The 18,041-nt window shown below is 41.9% G+C and carries 16 protein-coding genes and 4 tRNA genes; 17 read left to right on the plus strand and 3 right to left on the minus strand.

Features of this window, described 5'->3' with window-relative positions; genetic code table 11:
• Positions 1-136 precede the first annotated feature (136 nt).
• From ACWU4D_RS06220 to luxS, 12 genes are all read left to right on the plus strand, one after another.
• A tRNA-Arg gene (locus tag ACWU4D_RS06220) sits at positions 137-213 on the plus strand.
• Positions 214-247: 34 nt separating this feature from the next.
• Positions 248-324: transfer RNA gene (locus ACWU4D_RS06225), tRNA-Arg, on the plus strand.
• 20 nt (positions 325-344) lie between these two features.
• Positions 345-421 (plus strand) — tRNA-Arg (locus ACWU4D_RS06230).
• 17 nt (positions 422-438) lie between these two features.
• Positions 439-515 (plus strand) — tRNA-Arg (locus ACWU4D_RS06235).
• A 363-nt stretch (positions 516-878) separates the two neighbouring features.
• Positions 879-1,142, plus strand: coding sequence for an oxaloacetate decarboxylase subunit gamma (locus tag ACWU4D_RS06240; RefSeq protein WP_456050546.1), 264 nt, complete (start codon positions 879-881; stop codon positions 1,140-1,142).
• Positions 1,143-1,171: 29 nt separating this feature from the next.
• Entirely contained in the window at positions 1,172-2,965 is a 1,794-nt protein-coding gene (gene oadA, locus ACWU4D_RS06245; protein ID WP_456050547.1) for a sodium-extruding oxaloacetate decarboxylase subunit alpha, read from the plus strand.
• Positions 2,966-2,974: 9 nt separating this feature from the next.
• On the plus strand, positions 2,975-4,105 hold the full coding sequence (locus ACWU4D_RS06250; RefSeq protein ID WP_456050548.1) for a sodium ion-translocating decarboxylase subunit beta: 1,131 nt from the start codon (positions 2,975-2,977) through the stop codon (positions 4,103-4,105).
• Between the two features lie 120 nt (positions 4,106-4,225).
• On the plus strand, positions 4,226-5,173 hold the full coding sequence (locus ACWU4D_RS06255) for an NADP-dependent oxidoreductase (RefSeq protein ID WP_456050549.1): 948 nt from the start codon (positions 4,226-4,228) through the stop codon (positions 5,171-5,173).
• On the plus strand, positions 5,170-5,631 hold the full coding sequence (locus tag ACWU4D_RS06260; RefSeq protein ID WP_456050550.1) for a YqaA family protein: 462 nt from the start codon (positions 5,170-5,172) through the stop codon (positions 5,629-5,631). The genes ACWU4D_RS06255 and ACWU4D_RS06260 overlap by 4 nt, the downstream gene beginning before the upstream one ends.
• 9 nt (positions 5,632-5,640) lie before the next feature.
• A complete protein-coding gene (locus ACWU4D_RS06265) occupies positions 5,641-8,496 on the plus strand; it encodes a M16 family metallopeptidase (RefSeq protein ID WP_456050551.1) in 2,856 nt (951 codons plus the stop codon).
• 139 nt (positions 8,497-8,635) lie between these two features.
• The gene (gene gshA, locus ACWU4D_RS06270) at positions 8,636-10,204 is read left to right on the plus strand and encodes a glutamate--cysteine ligase (protein WP_456050552.1); all 1,569 of its coding nucleotides are present in this window, start codon (positions 8,636-8,638) and stop codon (positions 10,202-10,204) included.
• 104 nt (positions 10,205-10,308) lie between these two features.
• The gene (luxS, locus tag ACWU4D_RS06275; protein WP_456050553.1) at positions 10,309-10,827 is read left to right on the plus strand and encodes an S-ribosylhomocysteine lyase; all 519 of its coding nucleotides are present in this window, start codon (positions 10,309-10,311) and stop codon (positions 10,825-10,827) included.
• Between the two features lie 100 nt (positions 10,828-10,927).
• Here luxS and ACWU4D_RS06280 read toward each other — a convergent pair whose 3' ends face one another.
• Together ACWU4D_RS06280 and ACWU4D_RS06285 are read right to left on the minus strand one after the other, a co-directional pair.
• A complete protein-coding gene (locus tag ACWU4D_RS06280) occupies positions 10,928-12,193 on the minus strand; it encodes an HlyC/CorC family transporter (protein WP_456050554.1) in 1,266 nt (421 codons plus the stop codon).
• A gap of 96 nt (positions 12,194-12,289) precedes the next feature.
• Positions 12,290-13,084, minus strand: coding sequence for a cytochrome C assembly family protein (locus ACWU4D_RS06285; protein WP_456050555.1), 795 nt, complete (start codon positions 13,082-13,084; stop codon positions 12,290-12,292).
• 219 nt (positions 13,085-13,303) lie between these two features.
• On the opposite strand from ACWU4D_RS06285, the gene ffh reads away from it, so the two are divergent.
• The 5 genes from ffh to rplS all read left to right on the plus strand — a co-directional run bounded on the left by ffh (position 13,304) and on the right by rplS (position 16,829).
• The gene (ffh, locus tag ACWU4D_RS06290) at positions 13,304-14,677 is read left to right on the plus strand and encodes a signal recognition particle protein (RefSeq protein WP_456050556.1); all 1,374 of its coding nucleotides are present in this window, start codon (positions 13,304-13,306) and stop codon (positions 14,675-14,677) included.
• Positions 14,678-14,839: 162 nt separating this feature from the next.
• Positions 14,840-15,088 (plus strand): 30S ribosomal protein S16, encoded by a 249-nt coding sequence (gene rpsP / locus ACWU4D_RS06295; RefSeq protein ID WP_456050557.1) that lies wholly within the window; start codon positions 14,840-14,842, stop codon positions 15,086-15,088.
• A 45-nt stretch (positions 15,089-15,133) separates the two neighbouring features.
• A complete protein-coding gene (gene rimM, locus ACWU4D_RS06300; RefSeq protein WP_456050558.1) occupies positions 15,134-15,664 on the plus strand; it encodes a ribosome maturation factor RimM in 531 nt (176 codons plus the stop codon).
• Positions 15,665-15,690: 26 nt separating this feature from the next.
• Positions 15,691-16,434 carry a tRNA (guanosine(37)-N1)-methyltransferase TrmD gene (gene trmD, locus ACWU4D_RS06305; RefSeq protein WP_456050559.1) on the plus strand — a complete coding sequence of 248 codons (744 nt, stop codon included), beginning with the start codon at positions 15,691-15,693 and terminating at the stop codon, positions 16,432-16,434.
• Positions 16,435-16,475: 41 nt separating this feature from the next.
• Positions 16,476-16,829 carry a 50S ribosomal protein L19 gene (rplS, locus tag ACWU4D_RS06310; RefSeq protein WP_456050560.1) on the plus strand — a complete coding sequence of 118 codons (354 nt, stop codon included), beginning with the start codon at positions 16,476-16,478 and terminating at the stop codon, positions 16,827-16,829.
• Positions 16,830-16,918: 89 nt separating this feature from the next.
• Here rplS and degS read toward each other — a convergent pair whose 3' ends face one another.
• Positions 16,919-17,980, minus strand: coding sequence for an outer membrane-stress sensor serine endopeptidase DegS (degS, locus tag ACWU4D_RS06315; RefSeq protein WP_456050561.1), 1,062 nt, complete (start codon positions 17,978-17,980; stop codon positions 16,919-16,921).
• Positions 17,981-18,041: the final 61 nt, after the last annotated feature.

The raw sequence follows: 18,041 nt of genomic DNA on the forward strand, positions 1-18,041 counted from the left end.
AGGCGCTCCCCTGCTAAGGGAGTATGTGGTTTGTAGCCGCATCGAGGGTTCGAATCCCTCCCTCACCGCCATTTCTTATGTCCATTAGGGCATTTTTAGTTTTTAGCAGACTAAAGCGTGGGTTATACCACATTGCGCGCTCGTAGCTCAGCTGGATAGAGTACCTGGCTACGAACCAGGCGGTCGAAGGTTCGAATCCTTCCGAGCGCGCCATTATTTTGAATATAGATCATTGAATTAACTCGACGCGTCCTTAGCTCAGCTGGATAGAGTACCTGGCTACGAACCAGGCGGTCGGAGGTTCGAATCCTCCAGGACGCGCCACTTACAACTTGGATTATTGCGCGCTCGTAGCTCAGCTGGATAGAGTACCTGGCTACGAACCAGGCGGTCGAAGGTTCGAATCCTTCCGAGCGCGCCACTTCCATTATATTATTTGCGTCCTTAGCTCAGCTGGATAGAGTACCTGGCTACGAACCAGGCGGTCGGAGGTTCGAATCCTCCAGGACGCGCCATACACTAAAACCTCGCTTTTTAGCGGGGTTTTTTTGTGTCTTTAATATTGAACTTTTGTTGTAAATTCCTAAATGTTTACTTGGTAATTGCACTTTTTTTACCTAGAACACATCTTTTTAGGCGGAATTACTTTATAACAACGGAAAGATGTTATTGGATATTTTGTATACTGGTCTGAATATGGCATATATCACTGCTATTAACTCTGGATTAAGTATCTTATGGTTTATCTCTAAGCGTGAGAAATGTACGTTTGACAACACTAGAGCAATCGAGATAATTCTTTATTACGAGCCTTTAATTAAATTGGCATTATTAAGGAAGACATAGTTCTCCAATTTATAAATTTGAAAGGAAGCAAAATGGATAATATTGGTAGCCTGCTTGGCGATGCAGCTGTCCTAATGGGCACAGGTATGACATTCGTATTTCTATTTTTGACCATTCTTGTCTATCTCGTTACGTTAATGGCAAAAATTATTCCACAGGAACAGCCTGCTGCTCCCGTGGTACCATCAAAAAGAGTTCAGAATAATCAATCGAGCACTACGGGGAATAACCCACACGTAGTCGCTGCTATTTCGGCCGCGGTCAAACAGTATCGCTCGTCATCAGCGAAGAAATAGTAAAAGGGATTTAAAAGGAGTTTAATTGCATGTCTAAACCACTCGCTATTACAGATGTCGTCCTTCGTGACGCACACCAATCACTTTTTGCTACACGTATGCGTATCGAAGATATGCTACCGATTGCCGCAGAATTAGATAAAGTTGGATATTGGTCGCTAGAAACATGGGGAGGCGCTACATTTGACTCTTGTATTCGTTTCTTAGGTGAAGATCCGTGGGAACGTTTGCGTGAGCTTAAAAAAGCAATGCCAAACACGCCAATGCAAATGTTGTTACGCGGACAAAACCTCCTGGGTTACCGTCATTACGCCGACGATGTGGTTGAAAAGTTTGTTGAACGTGCGCATAAAAATGGTATGGATGTTTTTCGTATTTTTGATGCGATGAATGATGTTCGTAATTTTGAGAAAGCAGTGAAATCAACTATTGATGTTGGCGCTCATGCTCAAGGTACACTTTCTTACACGACCAGTCCTGTTCATACTGCTGACACATGGGTTGATTTAGCTAAACGTCTAGAAGACTTAGGTTGTCACTCTTTGTGTATTAAAGATATGTCAGGTCTACTTAAGCCTTACGAAGCCGAAGAGCTGATTACCCGTATTAAAGCGTCGTGTGATGTACCACTTGCTTTACATTGTCATGCCACTACAGGGCTATCTACGGCGACTGCGGTAAAAGCGGTAGAAGCGGGGGTTGATATCTTAGACACCGCTATTTCATCGATGAGCCAGACGTATGGTCATACACCAACTGAAACCGTCGTAGCGATGTTAGAAGGTACAGAGCGAGACACAGGTCTTTCTTTAACTGAAATCGCTCCTATTGCGGCTTATTTCCGTGAGGTCCGCAAGAAGTACGCGAAATGGGAAGGGGCAATGAAAGGGGTTGATTCTCGTATCCTGATTGCCCAAGTCCCTGGTGGTATGTTGACGAACATGGAAGGTCAGCTAAAAGAGCAGGGTGCAGCGGACCGATTAGACGAAGTATTACAAGAGATACCTAAAGTACGTAAAGACTTAGGGTATATTCCTCTAGTTACACCAACATCGCAAATTGTTGGTACTCAAGCTGTTATCAATGTTTTAACTGGCGAGCGTTATAAGTCGATTACTAAAGAAACGGCTGGTATTTTGAAAGGCGAATATGGTTGTGCGCCAGCAGAGCTAAATGCAGATCTTCAAGCAAAAGTATTGGAAGGTGCAGAACCTATTACTTGTCGTCCTGCTGATCTTTTAAGTGCAGAGATGGACAGTTTAACTAAAGAATTGTTTGAGAAGTCAAAAGCAGAGGGAATTTCACTTGCGGAAGATACCGTGGATGATGTCTTGACCTACGCTTTGTTCCCTCAGGTTGGTCTTAAGTTTCTTAAGAATCGTCATAACCCAAGTGCGTTTGAACCCGCTCCGACATTAGAAGATTCGGCTCCTGTAGTTGCCGCTCCTGTTGCAGCTACTGCACAAGGTGGTATTGAAGCTTACAGTGTGAAAGTTGATGGTCAGGTGTATCAAGTTGAAGTTGGCCCTTCAGGTGCATTAGAGTCGGTAACACCGGTGGCAAATGCAGCTCCAGTTCAGGCGGCTGCTCCAGCGGCACCAGCTGCTGATGCAGAAGTTATTTCTGCTCCATTAGCGGGCACCATTTTCAAAGTGAATGTATCAGCTGGCGATCAAGTAGCCGAAGGGGATGTTATTTTCATTCTAGAAGCAATGAAGATGGAAACGGAAGTTCGGGCTGCACGTGCAGGGGTTATCGATAGTGTTTATGTCAAGGAAGGAGATGCTGTTGCTGTTGGTGCTCCTCTTGTTGGTTTGGCATAAGGGATAACCATGGACGGATTAATTACACTTTGGAGTGAAACGGGTTTAGCCAACTTTGAGTTTACTCAAATTATTATGATTTTAGTGGGCTGTGGGCTTTTGTTTCTAGCGGTTGCTAAAGGCTTCGAACCATTATTGCTTTTGCCTATTGGCTTTGGTGCTATTTTAGCAAACATTCCTAATGCTGGGTTTACTGATGAAGGCGGCCTGCTTTACTATATTTATCACGCCGGAATTGAAACGGGCATTTTCCCGCTTCTGATCTTTATGGGCGTGGGAGCGATGACGGATTTTGGTGCGCTGATAGCAAACCCTAAAACGTTATGGTTAGGCGCGGCCGCTCAGTTAGGTATCTTTGCCACATTGTTTGGCGCTATTTTACTGAACGTTATTCCAGGTATGGAATTTAGCATGGCTGATGCGGCATCAATATCGATTATCGGTGGCGCGGATGGTCCTACTGCTATTTTCTTAGCGAGTAGGCTATCTCCTGATTTATTAGGCGCGATAGCGGTAGCGGCTTATAGTTATATGGCGTTAGTTCCTATTATTCAACCTCCGATTATGAGAGCGCTGACTACTCCTGAAGAGCGTGTAATCAAAATGGCTCAGCTCCGTCATGTTAGTAAAGTAGAGAAAATGGTCTTTCCTCTAGCTGTACTTTTGATGACGATTCTCTTCTTACCATCCGCGACTCCACTGGTGGGAATGTTTTGTTTCGGTAACTTTATGAGTGAGGTTGGTGTTGTTGATCGCTTATCGAAGACTGCGCAAAACGAGTTGATTAATATCGTTACGATCTTTTTAGGGTTGGGCGTAGGTTCTAAACTACAAGCAGATCAATTCTTAAATTTTGAAACGTTAGGTATTTTAGCTCTTGGTGCCGTTGCTTTTAGTATCGGTACTGCTGGAGGTTTGCTGATGGCCAAGTTACTGAATAAGCTTTCGAAAGAGGATATTAACCCATTGATTGGTGCGGCAGGTGTATCAGCGGTTCCGATGGCGGCTCGAGTGGTTAACAAAGTTGGGTTAGAGGCAAACCCACAAAACTTCCTATTGATGCATGCAATGGGGCCAAACGTCGCTGGGGTATTAGGTTCAGCTGTTGCTGCTGGTATTCTATTAGCGTTGGCTGGTTAACAACTTAGTGTGAAATTGGCTTTCATAGTTTACCGATTGCCAATAAATGATATATATTCAAAGGGATGCTTACATGCATCCCTTTTTTATTGGCCGTGATTGAGTGAAAGGATTCTAGAAATGGAAAATAAACAAATTGCGATATCTCAGTTTGGTGATGTTGATACTTTGGTGATTCAAACTACCTCTGTTCCTGAGCCCGCTAAGGGTGAAGTTCTTGTTGAAGTAGCATTCTCTGGTATTAATCCAATCGATGCTAAAACAAGAGCAGGCCTTGGGTGGGCTGCACAGCAAAATAAAGACAAGTTACCTTGGGTGCCAGGTTATGATGTGTCAGGTAAAATTATAAAACTAGGTGACGGGTGCACGCGTTTTGCTATTAATGATAGTGTCGCAGGGTTTATTGGTTTTCCATTGCAAGGTGGAGGGTACAGTCAATATATCTCCATTCCTGAAGCTGCTCTTAGCTTAGTTCCGAGCTCGATAACTCTGGAAGCCGCCGCGGCATTGCCTTTAGCTGGACAAACGGCTGCTCAAGCTCTGAACCGTGGTGAGGTCACAGAAGGGGACTGCGTACTGATCTTGGCTGGAGCGGGTGGTGTTGGTCATTTAGCTATTCAAATGGCTATTGCTGCAAAAGCCGAAGTTTATACAACGTGTAGTGAAAAAAACCTCGATTACCTCGCGACACTAGGCGCTCACGCCATCAATTATAACTTTGCGCCTGTTTCACAACGACTCGATGGTGTCGATGTACTGATTGATTTGGTTGGCGGAGATGTTGCGCTGGATGCATTAAAGTGCTTAAAAGATAATGCTCGAGTGGTGACTGTACCAACACTCACTGCTGAATTGATTTGTGAAAAGGCAACTTTATTAGGATTTCAAGCGACAGGTATGCTTGTTGAACCAAATCCTGAGCAGCTCGATACGATGCTTTATATGGTTAGTGTCGGATTGCTTAAGACCGAGATCCAAAAAATTTATTCTTTAGATGATGTTAAAGTAGCCCACACTGAAATTGAAAGTGGGCATACTCGCGGAAAATTATTACTTAGTATGCAATGAACGAAACATTAGAGGCGCTGTTTGGTACTCTTGGTTTATCTTGGGAGCAATCAGCGCCATTTACATTATTTCTCTCCAGTTTTTTAAGTGCGACACTGTTGCCAGGAAGTTCAGAAGCTACGCTATTAGCCGCTCTTTCATATTCTTCTCATTCTTACGTTTATTTGTTTATAGTTGCCACACTAGGTAATACGCTCGGTGGATTCACTAATTATTTGTTGGGTTTATGGTTACCAAACAGAACTGATTCTACTTTGAGAAGTCGAACCTCTATAGCATGGTTACAAAAACATGCTTATTGGGTTTTATTGCTCAGTTGGCTACCTATTATCGGCGATGCATTGTGCTTGACCGCAGGATGGATGAGGATGAAAGCACTCCCTTCGTTCCTTTGTATTCTCATTGGTAAAGCAATTCGATACGCTATTCTCATAGTGTTGTATTTAGGTTTATTTTAAGGAGTTAAAATGACAAAGCTTTGGCTAGTTGCCTTGTCACTCTTCGTATTGGTTGGATGTACTTCATCTAGCAAAGATTATTCATTTTTCTCGTCACTTCCCGATGGTATCTCATTAGTTGAACAAGTTGAGGCTGTACCAGGGAAAGCGATGATTCCTTATAAGAAATACCGCTTAGATAATGGTATGACCGTTATTTTGTCTCCAGATGATTCGGACCCATTAGTTCATGTTGACGTTACCTATCATGTGGGCTCCGCACGTGAGGTCCAAGGCAACACAGGTTTCGCGCATTTTTTTGAACACATGATGTTTCAAGGATCAAAGCATGTCGGTGATCAGCAGCATTTTAAATACATTACTGAAGCGGGTGGTGAGCTTAATGGCACCACCAACCGTGATAAAACACATTACTTTGAAACAGTCCCAGCAAACCAACTTGAAAAAGTCCTATGGTTAGAATCTGACCGGATGGGCTTCTTATTGGATGCCGTTTCTCAACGTAAATTCGAGATACAAAGGGATACCGTTAAGAACGAACGTGCACAAAATTATGATAATCGTCCTTATGGACTGATTTGGGAAAAAATGGGTGAAACGTTGTACCCAAGATCTCATCCTTATTCTTGGCAAACTATTGGCTATGTTGAAGATTTAGACCGAGTTGATGTGAATGACCTTAAATCTTTCTTTTTACGTTGGTATGGCCCAAACAATGCGACGTTAGTCATTGGGGGAGATATTCAAATTGATCAGACGTTAAATTGGGTGAACAAATATTTTGGATCTATTCCTAAAGGGCCTGAAGTCGATGATATGCCAAAGGCACCAGCGGTCATAAATGAAACGCGTTTTGTTACGATTGAAGACCGAATTCAGCAACCTATGGTTGTGGTTGGGTGGCCAACGGAATACTTAGGAGCTGAAAATCAAGTTCCACTTGATGTTTTATCTCAAGTGTTGGGAAGTGGGGCAAACAGTCTACTTTATCAAAAGTTAGTAAAAACCAATGAAGCCATTAATGCAGGAGCATTTCAAGACTGTGGAGAACTAGCTTGTACTTTTTATCTCTACGCTATGTCTTCATCAACGGCACCTGATGCATTGCATACACTTTACCAACAATTATTAGATATTATTCAGGAAGTAAAATCTCAAGGTGTGAATGAAGAACGATTTGAAGAAATAAAAGGGATAGCGCAAGCTGATGCAATTTTTGCCTTAGAAAGTGTAAAAGGGAAAGTCTCTCAACTTGCTTATAACGATGTGTTTTTTGATCAGCCAGATCGACTTCAAGCCAATCTTTCATTATTAGAAAATGTATCGATGTCGGACATAGATTCCGTTTTGTCTCAATTTTTAGTCGATAAATCACATGCAGTTTTAAGTGTTGTCCCCAAAGGAAAAAGAGATATAGCAGTACAAGCTGTTAACTTCACCCTAGAAGAGCGGGTTATTCAGCCACATAAAACCATTGCATTAAATCAGCTAGAATTTCGAAATGTTGATGATGACTTTGACCGAAGCGAAGTTCCAGTTGTTGGAGGTGCACTATCGATAAAAGTACCTGAGTTATATAAACATCACTTCAGCAATGGGATCACCTTGATGGGTACAGAAAGTCTAGAGTCACCTTCTGTACTATTTAAGTTAAAACTTCCTGCTGGTGAACGCTATGTTGATGAGGGGAAAGAAGGACTAGCAGAACTGACTGCAAGTCTAATTGGAGAAGGAAGTCAGAGTCGAACACAGGAGCAAATTCAAGCGCAGTTAGATAGGCTTGGTTCATCTGTATCAATCAGTGCAGGTCACTACACAACAACAGTGACAGTCTCAACTTTGGTTAAGAACTTTGATCAAACGTTAGCTATTGTTGATGAATTGCTATTTCATCCGCGTTTTGACCCTAAAGACTTAGAGCGGTTGAAACAAAAGATGAAAGAAGGCGTTGTATACCAACAGCAAAAGTTGACTTGGCAAGCTTCACAAGCCACCCGTCAGGTACTATTTGGAGATTCGTTATTCTCTCGTATTAGTGATGGTACAGAGCAGAGTATCGATTCATTGACATTAGAGGATGTGCTCGCATTTTATCAGCAGCATTATACTCCGCAAGGCGCTCAGATCGTGATTGTCGGTGATGTTAATGAAGGTGAAGCGATTAGTAGCCTTGATTTCTTAGGACAGTGGCAAGGGGAATATCCTCCGCTACTTGCGCCTCAAATATTGCCTCAACAGTCAGAGCAGAAAATTTATGTACTTGATCATCCAGGAGCGACTCAAAGTATCGTCCGTTTTGTTCGCACCACGAAACCTTTTGATGCAACTGGAGAGTTATATTTAGCTCAATTGGCAAACTTTAATTTGGCAGGCAATTTTAATAGCCGAATGAATCAAAATTTGCGTGAAGATAAAGGGTATACCTATGGTATGGATGGTTATTTAGCGAGTAATCGGGAAATTGGTATAGCGGTCTTTGAGGCTCCGGTTAAGGCTGAAGCAACGGGTTTAAGCATTATTGAAATGCGTAATGAAATGAATCATTACGTACAAAATGGATTAGATGACGATGAGTTGGCTTTCATGCGGCTTGCTGTGGGGCAGCAAGATGCATTAATGTATGAAACGCAAGATCAAAAAGCTGACCTAATTAGCGGGATATTAACTTATAGTCTGCATTACGATTATTTACAGCAGCGTAATGAGATTGTAGCAACAGTGAAAAAAGCAACATTGAATGAAAGTGCTAAAAAATGGTTTAATCCGAATGATTACCAAATTATTGTCGTTGGCGATGCTAACGTCGTTGAACCACAACTTGAAAAATTAAACTTACCGATGGTTAAACTTGAAATCATTCGTTAAAGTACCAACTTAAAAGAGATACCCCATGTCGTAAACACTTCTGAGCTATCTAGCCACTTGATTTAGGCGCTCAGAGCTGTTTATTGAGGTGACTGTGATTAGCTCACGTATTATGACAATAAATATAAGTGAACCTGTTTTGAATAAATTAACTGAACGACTTAGCCTAGCAGCTCAAAACCCCGATATATTTAAGCAATTTAATCGTGGTATTGAACGTGAAACACTGCGATATAACACTGATGGTAGTATTGCGACAACACCTCACCCAAGTGCGCTCGGTTCGGCTACTTTTAATCAGTGGATTACAACAGACTTTGCTGAATCCTTGCTCGAGTTTATTACTCCCGTAAGTCAAAATGTTGATACCATTGTTGACCAATTATCCGATGTGCATCATTTTAGTCAGAGCCATTTGAGTGGCGACGAAAAATTGTGGCCGATGTCGATGCCTTGTTATGTTCCCAATGAAGACGCTATTCAGTTAGCTCAATATGGTACATCTAACAATGGGCGAATGAAGACTTTGTATCGTGAAGGGCTTAAGCACCGTTACGGAAGTCTGATGCAGATTATTTCAGGTGTTCACTTTAATTTCTCTTTTCCTGAAGCTCTTTGGGATCAGCTCTATGGTGATCAAACTCAGGAAGCGAGAGAAAAAACGAAATCCGATTCCTATTTTGGTTTGATCCGAAACTACTATCGCTTCGGCTGGTTAATTCCTTATTTCTTCGGTGCTTCTCCAGCTATTTGCCCATCTTTTTTAAAGGGACGAGACTCAAAGTTACCTTTTGAAAATGTTGGCAAAACATTGTATTTGCCATACGCAACCTCGCTGCGGTTAAGTGACTTGGGCTACACTAACAGTGCTCAAAGTGGTCTGAAAATTGGTTTTAATAGTCTTGAACAATATTTAGAAGGAGTACACAGTGCGATTCGAACCCCTTCTTCTGAGTTTGCAGATATTGGTGTGAAAGTCGATGGAGAGTATCGTCAACTCAACAGCAATGTGTTGCAAATCGAAAATGAACTTTATGCTCCTATTCGTCCTAAGCGTGTTGCAAGTGCTAGTGAAAAACCTTCTGAAGCTTTGCAGCGCGGTGGTGTCGAATATATTGAGATTCGTTCTTTAGACGTAAACCCATTTAGTCCTATTGGGGTTAACAAAGATCAAATTCGTTTTCTCGATTTATTCTTAACTTGGGCTGTAATGAGCGAATCGGATGAGATGACTAACTGTGAGCTGGAGTGCTGGCGTAGTAATTGGAATAAAGTGGTCATTGAAGGTCGTAAGCCAGGATTAGAGCTTAAAATTGGTTGTCATGGTGAAGTTCTTACTCTTAACACCTGGGCTCATCGTGTTATGGATGAATTACTCTCCATTGCAGAGTTATTCGATAAGGCAAATGGCGGCAACGAATACAGTCAAGTTTGTCAACGATTGACCTCTTGGATTGATGATCCAGAGTTGACATTGTCAGCTCAATTTTTGACTCAGTTAAAGCAAGAAGGATGTATGATTTCTCTTGGCTCTAAGTTAGGTAATGAATACGCTCAACAAAACCAAGAACATCAATATTCACAGTATTCTGGCGAGGAAATGCAAAAAGAAGTCGAACTCTCTCTTGCAAAACAAGCAGAGGCGGATAATGCCGAAGAGATCGACTTTGATACTTTTTTGGAGAACTACTTTTCTGATTTAAAGTGAAGTACTGAATCGATTTAATAGCAGAAATACGGTTTAGCATACATAATGTATATAATTTTTTGATTCAGTTTCAATGCAACTGAATTGTATTTGGAGAAAAATAAATGCCTTTACTTGATAGTTTTACCGTCGATCATACACGAATGACCGCCCCTGCCGTACGTGTTGCGAAAAAAATGCAAACACCGAAAGGCGATACTATTACGGTATTTGACCTGCGCTTTACACTTCCGAATGTAAGCTTGTTATCGGAGAGAGGTATTCATACACTTGAGCACCTATATGCTGGCTTTATGCGTGATCACCTCAATAGTTCCGATGTCGAAATTATTGATATTTCACCAATGGGATGTCGAACCGGGTTTTACATGAGTTTAATTGGCACACCAGGTGAGAGCGAAGTTGGGCAAGCTTGGCTTTCAGCAATGAAAGACGTATTGGAAGTAGAAAGCCAAGATAAAATTCCTGAGCTAAATCAGTACCAATGTGGAACCGCTGAAATGCACTCTTTAGAGGAAGCGAAAGAAATTGCAACTGCAGTGATAGATGCGGGCATTTCGGTTAATAAGAACGATGATTTGGCACTACCAGATGCATTGATTAGTGAACTAAAAGTAAACTAATCAATATCATCAGGCATGGTGGTAATAAAAAAAGCTTGGCGATGTGCCAAGCTTTTTTAGTTAGATAATAGAAGTTTTTGATATTGGATTAGGCTAAAATTTAGCTTTTGTTGGGGTAAACTTTGACCAATTTAATTCGGTTCTCTTCAATATCAATGATTTCCATTTCGTGATCAGCAACGCACACACTTAAACGCGTTTGAGGAATATCTTCTAGATGTTCTAGTATCAAACCATTTAACGTTCTTGGGCCGTCGGTTGGCATCTGCCAGCGTAAGTATTTATTGATATCTCGGACATTGGTACTGCCCTCAATCATAAAGCTGCCATCTGCCTGAGGGATGATTTCATCTGATGAACTTGGAGACATCGAAGTGGTAAATTCCCCCACAATTTCTTCAAGAATATCTTCGAGGGTAATCAAGCCATCGATATCGCCATATTCATCGACAATTAAGCCAATTCGTTCTTTATTGCGTTGAAACTTAAGTAATTGAACGTTCAATGGGGTAGATTCGGGGATAAAGTACACTTCATCCGCAGCCCGAAGTAAAACCTCTTTGTTGAACTCATTCTTTTCAAGCATAAATCGAAATGCATCACGCAGTTTCAATATTCCAACAACTTCATCGATGCTATCTCGATATAACACAACTCTGCCATGTGGTGAACGAGTCAATTGGCGTACGATCGATTTCCAGTCATCATTTATGTTGATTCCTGTGAGTTCGTTTCGAGGAACCATAATGTCGTTTACGGTAACGTGTTCGAGATCCAAAATAGAGAGCAACATATCTTGGTGGCGTTTTGGTATCAACCCACCCGCTTCGTTTACCACGGTCCTTAGCTCATCAGAGTTCAGACGGTCAGCGCCATCATGCTTGCTTGATAAACCTAAAATACGAATGAAGCCATTAGTTATGAGGTTTACAAACCAGACTAAAGGCGCCATGAATTTCATTAAAATACTAAGCAAAATACTACTTGCAAATGAAACTCGTTCTGGATAGAGAGCTGCGAGTGTTTTTGGAGTGACTTCGGCAAAAACTAAGATAACAAGAGTTAAGCCTCCTGTTGCTATGGCTACCCCAGCGTTACCAAATAGGCGCATACCTAAGATGGTTGCAATGGCCGATGCCAAAATATTAACGAGGTTGTTTCCGATGAGGATCAAGCCGATAAGTTTATCGGGGCGGCTGAGTAATTTTTCTACTCTCTTCGCACCTCGATGACCTTGATTGGCGAGATGTTTAAGGCGATAGCGATTTAACGCCATCATTCCAGTTTCAGAACCTGAAAAATATCCGGATATAACTATAAGACATGCGAGCGTCGCAAATAATATACCCGTTGATATGTCGTCCAAATTTATAAATTCCTTTACACTATTTGATTAATTTATCGCCTAAGTTGGGGTTGCTGTCAATGGTTAACCTGCAAGTCTTTACTTAGACCTCTACGCTTAGCTGAGAATTATTTCTCTAACAAAGCGACTGCCAAAGTAAGCAAGCGTTAATATACAAGCACCTGCAAGGGCATACCAAGTGACGGTGCGACCGCGCCATCCTTTATGGTAATGTCCCCATAACAACACTGAATACACCACCCATGCTACAAAAGAAAGTACGCCTTTATGAGCATTACCACTACCAAACATCTCTTCGAGATAAAGAAAGCCAGTGACGAGAGTTCCCGTTAGTAGTAGGTATCCAATTAAGATAATTCGGAATAGTTGGCGCTCCACAAGAAGAAGAGGTGGGAGGTTAGGATTAATAGCCAACGATTTTTTCTGTTTAAGTTTGTAATCCAGCCACGCTAACTGCAAGGCATAAAGCGCACCAATTGTCAGAGTTGAATAGGAAAATAGTGCGATTGAAATATGAAATAAGAGCCAAGGGTCATGTTCTAAATGGGTAACAAAACTTCCTGGCAGGTAAGCGGCGGCAGCGATATTGATAGCGGAGAAACTGTAGACAACCGGTAACATAAACCAAAGACGAGCTTTTACCATAGACAAGCTCATCACGAGAGAAACAATGAAACTGATCAAGGAGGCGACATTAAGAATACTTAGGTTTTGGCCACCATGGTTGAAAATCAGGTCGCCTAAAATCCAGCCATGAAAAATAAGCGCAAGTATGGCGCTCAAGAAAACGGCTTTTACCTTAATTCCAGTCTGGTGTACTAGCCCTGGAATGATGGTAGCAATAGCTAAGCTGTAAAATAACGCTGCTACTATTGCAATGACTTTGTCCATATCTCTCTTTGATAGGTGAATTAGAAAGGACATTATACATCGGTAACTTATCGAGAGCTATCATCATTCAAAGAGATTTATAGTTTGATCGCTGTGTTATGAACGTGAAATGTCACTTCATAAGTTGAAAGGTTGGCAACATGGAGTGGTTCGGGTATATATCTATATAAGGCTAAGGTATAATTAAACGAGTGATCGCCTCATAGCGAAGAGAGAAGTATGTTTGAGAATTTAACGGATCGACTATCCGGTACGCTAAAAAATATTAGCGGTAAAGGTCGTTTAACCGAAGATAATATAAAAGAAACACTGCGCGAAGTACGCATGGCTCTGCTCGAGGCCGATGTTGCGCTGCCAGTGGTTCGTGATTTTATTCAGCGCGTGAAAGCCGGTGCGGTTGGCGTTGAAGTTTCTAAGTCTTTAACTCCTGGGCAAGAATTCATAAAGCTAGTTCAAACAGAACTTGAAGCTGTTATGGGGGAGTCCAATGAAGCGCTCGATCTAGCGGCTCAACCACCAGCCGTTGTTTTGATGGCTGGTTTACAAGGTGCGGGTAAAACCACAAGTGTTGGTAAACTCGCTAAGTTGCTAACAGAGCGTGATAAGAAGAAAGTTCTGGTTGTGTCTGCCGATGTTTATCGCCCGGCAGCGATTAAACAGCTTCAAATGCTGGCAGCAGATGTTAGCGTCGACTTCTTCGAGTCCTCTGCAGATCAAAAGCCAATCGATATTGCTAATGCCGCCGTTGACCATGCGAAGAAGAAGTTCTATGACGTATTGATTGTCGATACGGCAGGTCGGTTAGCGATTGATGAAGAGATGATGGCGGAGATAAAAGAACTCCACGCAGCTATCACTCCCGTAGAAACACTATTTGTCGTTGATGCAATGACAGGTCAAGATGCTGCGAATACAGCAAAAGCGTTCGGCGATACACTTCCGTTAACAGGGGTTATCTTAACCAAAGTGGATGGTGATGCTCGTGGTGGTGCGGCATTATCTGTGCGTCATGTTACTGGTAAGCCGATTAAATTCTTAGGTGTTGGTGAAAAAACCGATGCATTGGAACCTTTCCATCCGGATCGCGTCGCATCTCGAATTTTGGGAATGGGCGATGTACTTTCTCTGATCGAAGATTTACAGCGTAATGTTGATCACGATAAAGCAGAGAAACTGGCGAAGAAATTTAAACAGAAAAAAGGCTTTGACCTAGAAGATTTTCGTGAGCAGTTAGGTCAAATGCAGAATATGGGCGGCATGATGGGCATGATGGATAAGCTTCCAGGAATGTCAAATCTACCCGCTAATATGAAAGACAAAGTAGACGATAAAATGTTTAAGCAGATGGAGGCCATTATTTCCTCTATGACGATGCATGAACGCCAACGTCCTGATGTTATTAAAGGTTCGCGCAAAAAGCGGATTGCCGCAGGTTCTGGTACTCAAGTACAGGATGTCAATCGCCTGATTAAGCAATTTACCCAGATGCAAAAAATGATGAAGAAAATGCAAAAAGGTGGCATGAAAGGAATGATGCGTAACATGCAAGGGATGATGGGAGGCGGTGGTGGGTTCAACCCATTCGGTCGATAATCCCTTTCTAACCATTCATTATTATTGAAATAGTTAAAACCCTTGCATTGCCTCGGAATAAGAGTAAAATTCCGGGGCTTTATTTTGGCACGAGACCCCAAGCTGATTTTTTGATTAGTTATTGGGGTTAATTTTATTATTGAGAAAGCAAAAGAGGACGATATGGTAACCATTCGTTTGGCACGTCACGGCGCTAAAAAGCGTCCATTTTATCAAATTGTAGTTGCGGATAGCCGCAATGCTGCAACTGGCCGTTTCATTGAAAATGTTGGTTTCTTTAACCCAACAGCAACTGGCCAAGAAGAAGGTCTACGTTTAGATCTAGATCGCGTTAACCATTGGGTTGGTGAAGGCGCATCTCTATCTGATCGCGTAGCTAAGCTAGTTAAAGACGCTCAAAAAGCGGCTTAATTTAGCAATTAAAATTTGCGAATGTCTAAGTAGGGTGAATAAGTAATGAGTGAGCAGAGCGAAAAAATTGTTGTTGGGAAGTTCGGAGCTTCTTACGGCATACGTGGCTGGCTTAAAATTATCTCTTACACAGACAATCAAGAAAGTATTTTTGATTATAGCCCTTGGTTTATTAACCAAAAGGGTGAGTGGGTCGAATGTAAGGTTGAGAGTTGGAAGCGCCATAACCAAGGTTTGGTGGCTAAATTAGTGGGTTTAGATGTTCGAGAGAATACCAGCCTCTATACCAACTTAGAGATCTCCATTAACCCAGTATCACTACCAGAATTGTCAGAAGATGAGTTCTACTGGCGTGAATTGTTTGGTATGCAAGTTTTTACAACAAAAGGTTACGATCTAGGAACGGTCACTGATCTTTTGGAAACTGGCTCAAATGATGTTCTTGTAGTGAAAGCAAATCTTAAAGATGCTTTCGGTCAAAAGGAACGATTAATCCCGTTTCTTGAAGAGCAAGTGATCATATCGATTGATCGCAAAGCTCAACGGATCGAAGTTGACTGGGATCCTGGATTTTAGTTTCCCCAAACGGAGCGTAATAACATATGTGGGTTGGCGTAATTAGCCTATTTCCGGAAATGTTTCGTTCTGTTACTGATTTTGGGGTAACAGGTCAAGCGGTAAAACGAGGCCTTTTATCGATAAATGTTTGGAACCCTAGGGATTTCACTCACGATAAACATCGAACAGTCGATGATAAGCCTTACGGTGGTGGACCGGGAATGTTGATGATGGTGCAACCGTTAACGGATGCGATTCAAGCAGCAAAAGAGGCCGCACCGGGAAAAACGAAAGTCATTTATCTTTCACCTCAAGGTCGAAAACTTGATCAACAAGGTGTTGAAGAGCTGGCGACAAATGAAAATATGATTTTAATTTGTGGTCGTTATGAAGGGATAGATGAGCGTGTAATCGAATCGCATGTTGACGAAGAATGGTCGATTGGTGATTTCGTAATGACAGGTGGAGAGTTACCCGCGATGACGTTGGTCGATTCAGCCGTTCGGTTTATTCCGGGGGTGTTGGGAGATTACGCATCAGCAGAAGAAGACTCTTTTGCGAATGGGTTACTTGATTGTCCGCATTATACACGCCCTGAAAATTTGTATGGAAATGAAGTGCCTGCGGTACTCAAATCCGGAAATCATCAGGACATTCGTCAATGGCGGTTAAAGAAATCGTTAGGCCGGACCTGGCTAAGAAGACCAGAACTCCTGGAAAACCTAGCTCTGACTGACGAACAGGAAGCGTTACTTGCTGAGTTTATAAAAGAACTCAAAGTGAAGTAACCAATTTTATTTAGTATCAGTTTATTCTAGGAATTTAAAAAATGAGTAATATCATCAAGGCTCTTGAAGAAGAGCAAATGAAGCAAGACCTACCAAAATTTGCACCAGGTGACACTGTGGTTGTTCAAGTTAAGGTAAAAGAAGGTGAGCGTGAGCGTCTACAGGCATTTGAAGGTGTTGTAATCGCTATTCGTAACCGTGGTCTTCACTCTGCTTTCACCGTACGTAAGATTTCGAATGGTGAAGGTGTTGAGCGTACGTTCCAAACTCACTCTCCAATAGTGAATAGCATCGAAGTTAAACGTCGTGGTGCAGTACGTCGTGCCAAGTTGTACTACCTACGTGAACGTTCAGGTAAGTCTGCTCGTATTAAAGAGAAACTTACTAGAAAATAATGCTTTCACAAGCGTTCTCAAAGTAAAAACGGAGCCAATTGGCTCCGTTTTTTTATATCTGCTTTTATATGATATCGCGGTTGCTATCATTAAATTCGAGTATCTTCGGCTATTGTGACTGGAATTGTAATCTCTTGTCCATCTCTGAGTGCGATAACGTTAACCGTGATTCCCGGCCTAAGATCCGTCACTAAATCCATAACACTTTGACGTCCTATAATGTCATGTCCATCAATTTTAATAATAATGTCCTGAACTTTAAATCCAGCTTTAAACGCTGGCCCATTGGGATCCATTCCCAATACTACAATCCCGCCATTATATTTTCCACCTAGCAATCGAGATGTTAGAGAACTGATATCTTGCCCATCGATACCAATATAGCCTCGAATAACACGACCATCAGCGATGATTTTTTCCATGATCTTGTTGGCGAGAAGATAAGGGATAGCAAAAGAAATACCGTAGGTTTCTAAATCAGTCGCTTGTTGAAAGGAAGCAGTATTGATACCAACGAGTTCACCTTGAGTATTGACTAATGCTCCGCCAGAATTACCTTCGTTAATCGCAGCATCAGTTTGAATAAAAGCTTGACGCCCATCAGCACTAATTGAAGATCGTCCTGTTGCAGATATTATTCCAAAAGTGGTTGTCTGCCCTAAATTATAAGGGTTGCCTATTGCTAACACGACATCACCAACTTGAGGAGAATATTGTGGGTTTAAGGGAATAACAGGAAGATTACTCCCTTCGATATGAAGAATGGCAATATCGGTGCGACGATCTTGCCCAACAACCTGAGCGGCGGCGATACGACCATCTTGCAGCGCGACAATAATTTGATCAGCCTGTGCTACTACATGGTAGTTAGTCACAATATAGCCTTTTTCACTGACAATAACCCCAGAGCCTAGGCCCTGAGTTGAAAGCTTTGTTCGATCACTTTCAGTATATTTTCGACTGTAAATATTGACTACGGCAGGAGCGGCTTTACTTACTGCTTGATTAAACGATAGTTGCAGCGAAGCAATGTCTTTGGGTTGGTTAGTTAACTGAGGAATCGTAACTTGGCTTCGCAGGCTTGGCACGCTAATCACAACTACAAGCGCTGCGATAAGCCCTAACCCTAGAGACCGAAGTAAGTAATTCAAAGTGATATCCTCAATTGAAGCGAATGATTATCTTAACATAATTAATTAAGTGCTAGATTAG

This window comes from Vibrio phycocola (assembly GCF_053850235.1).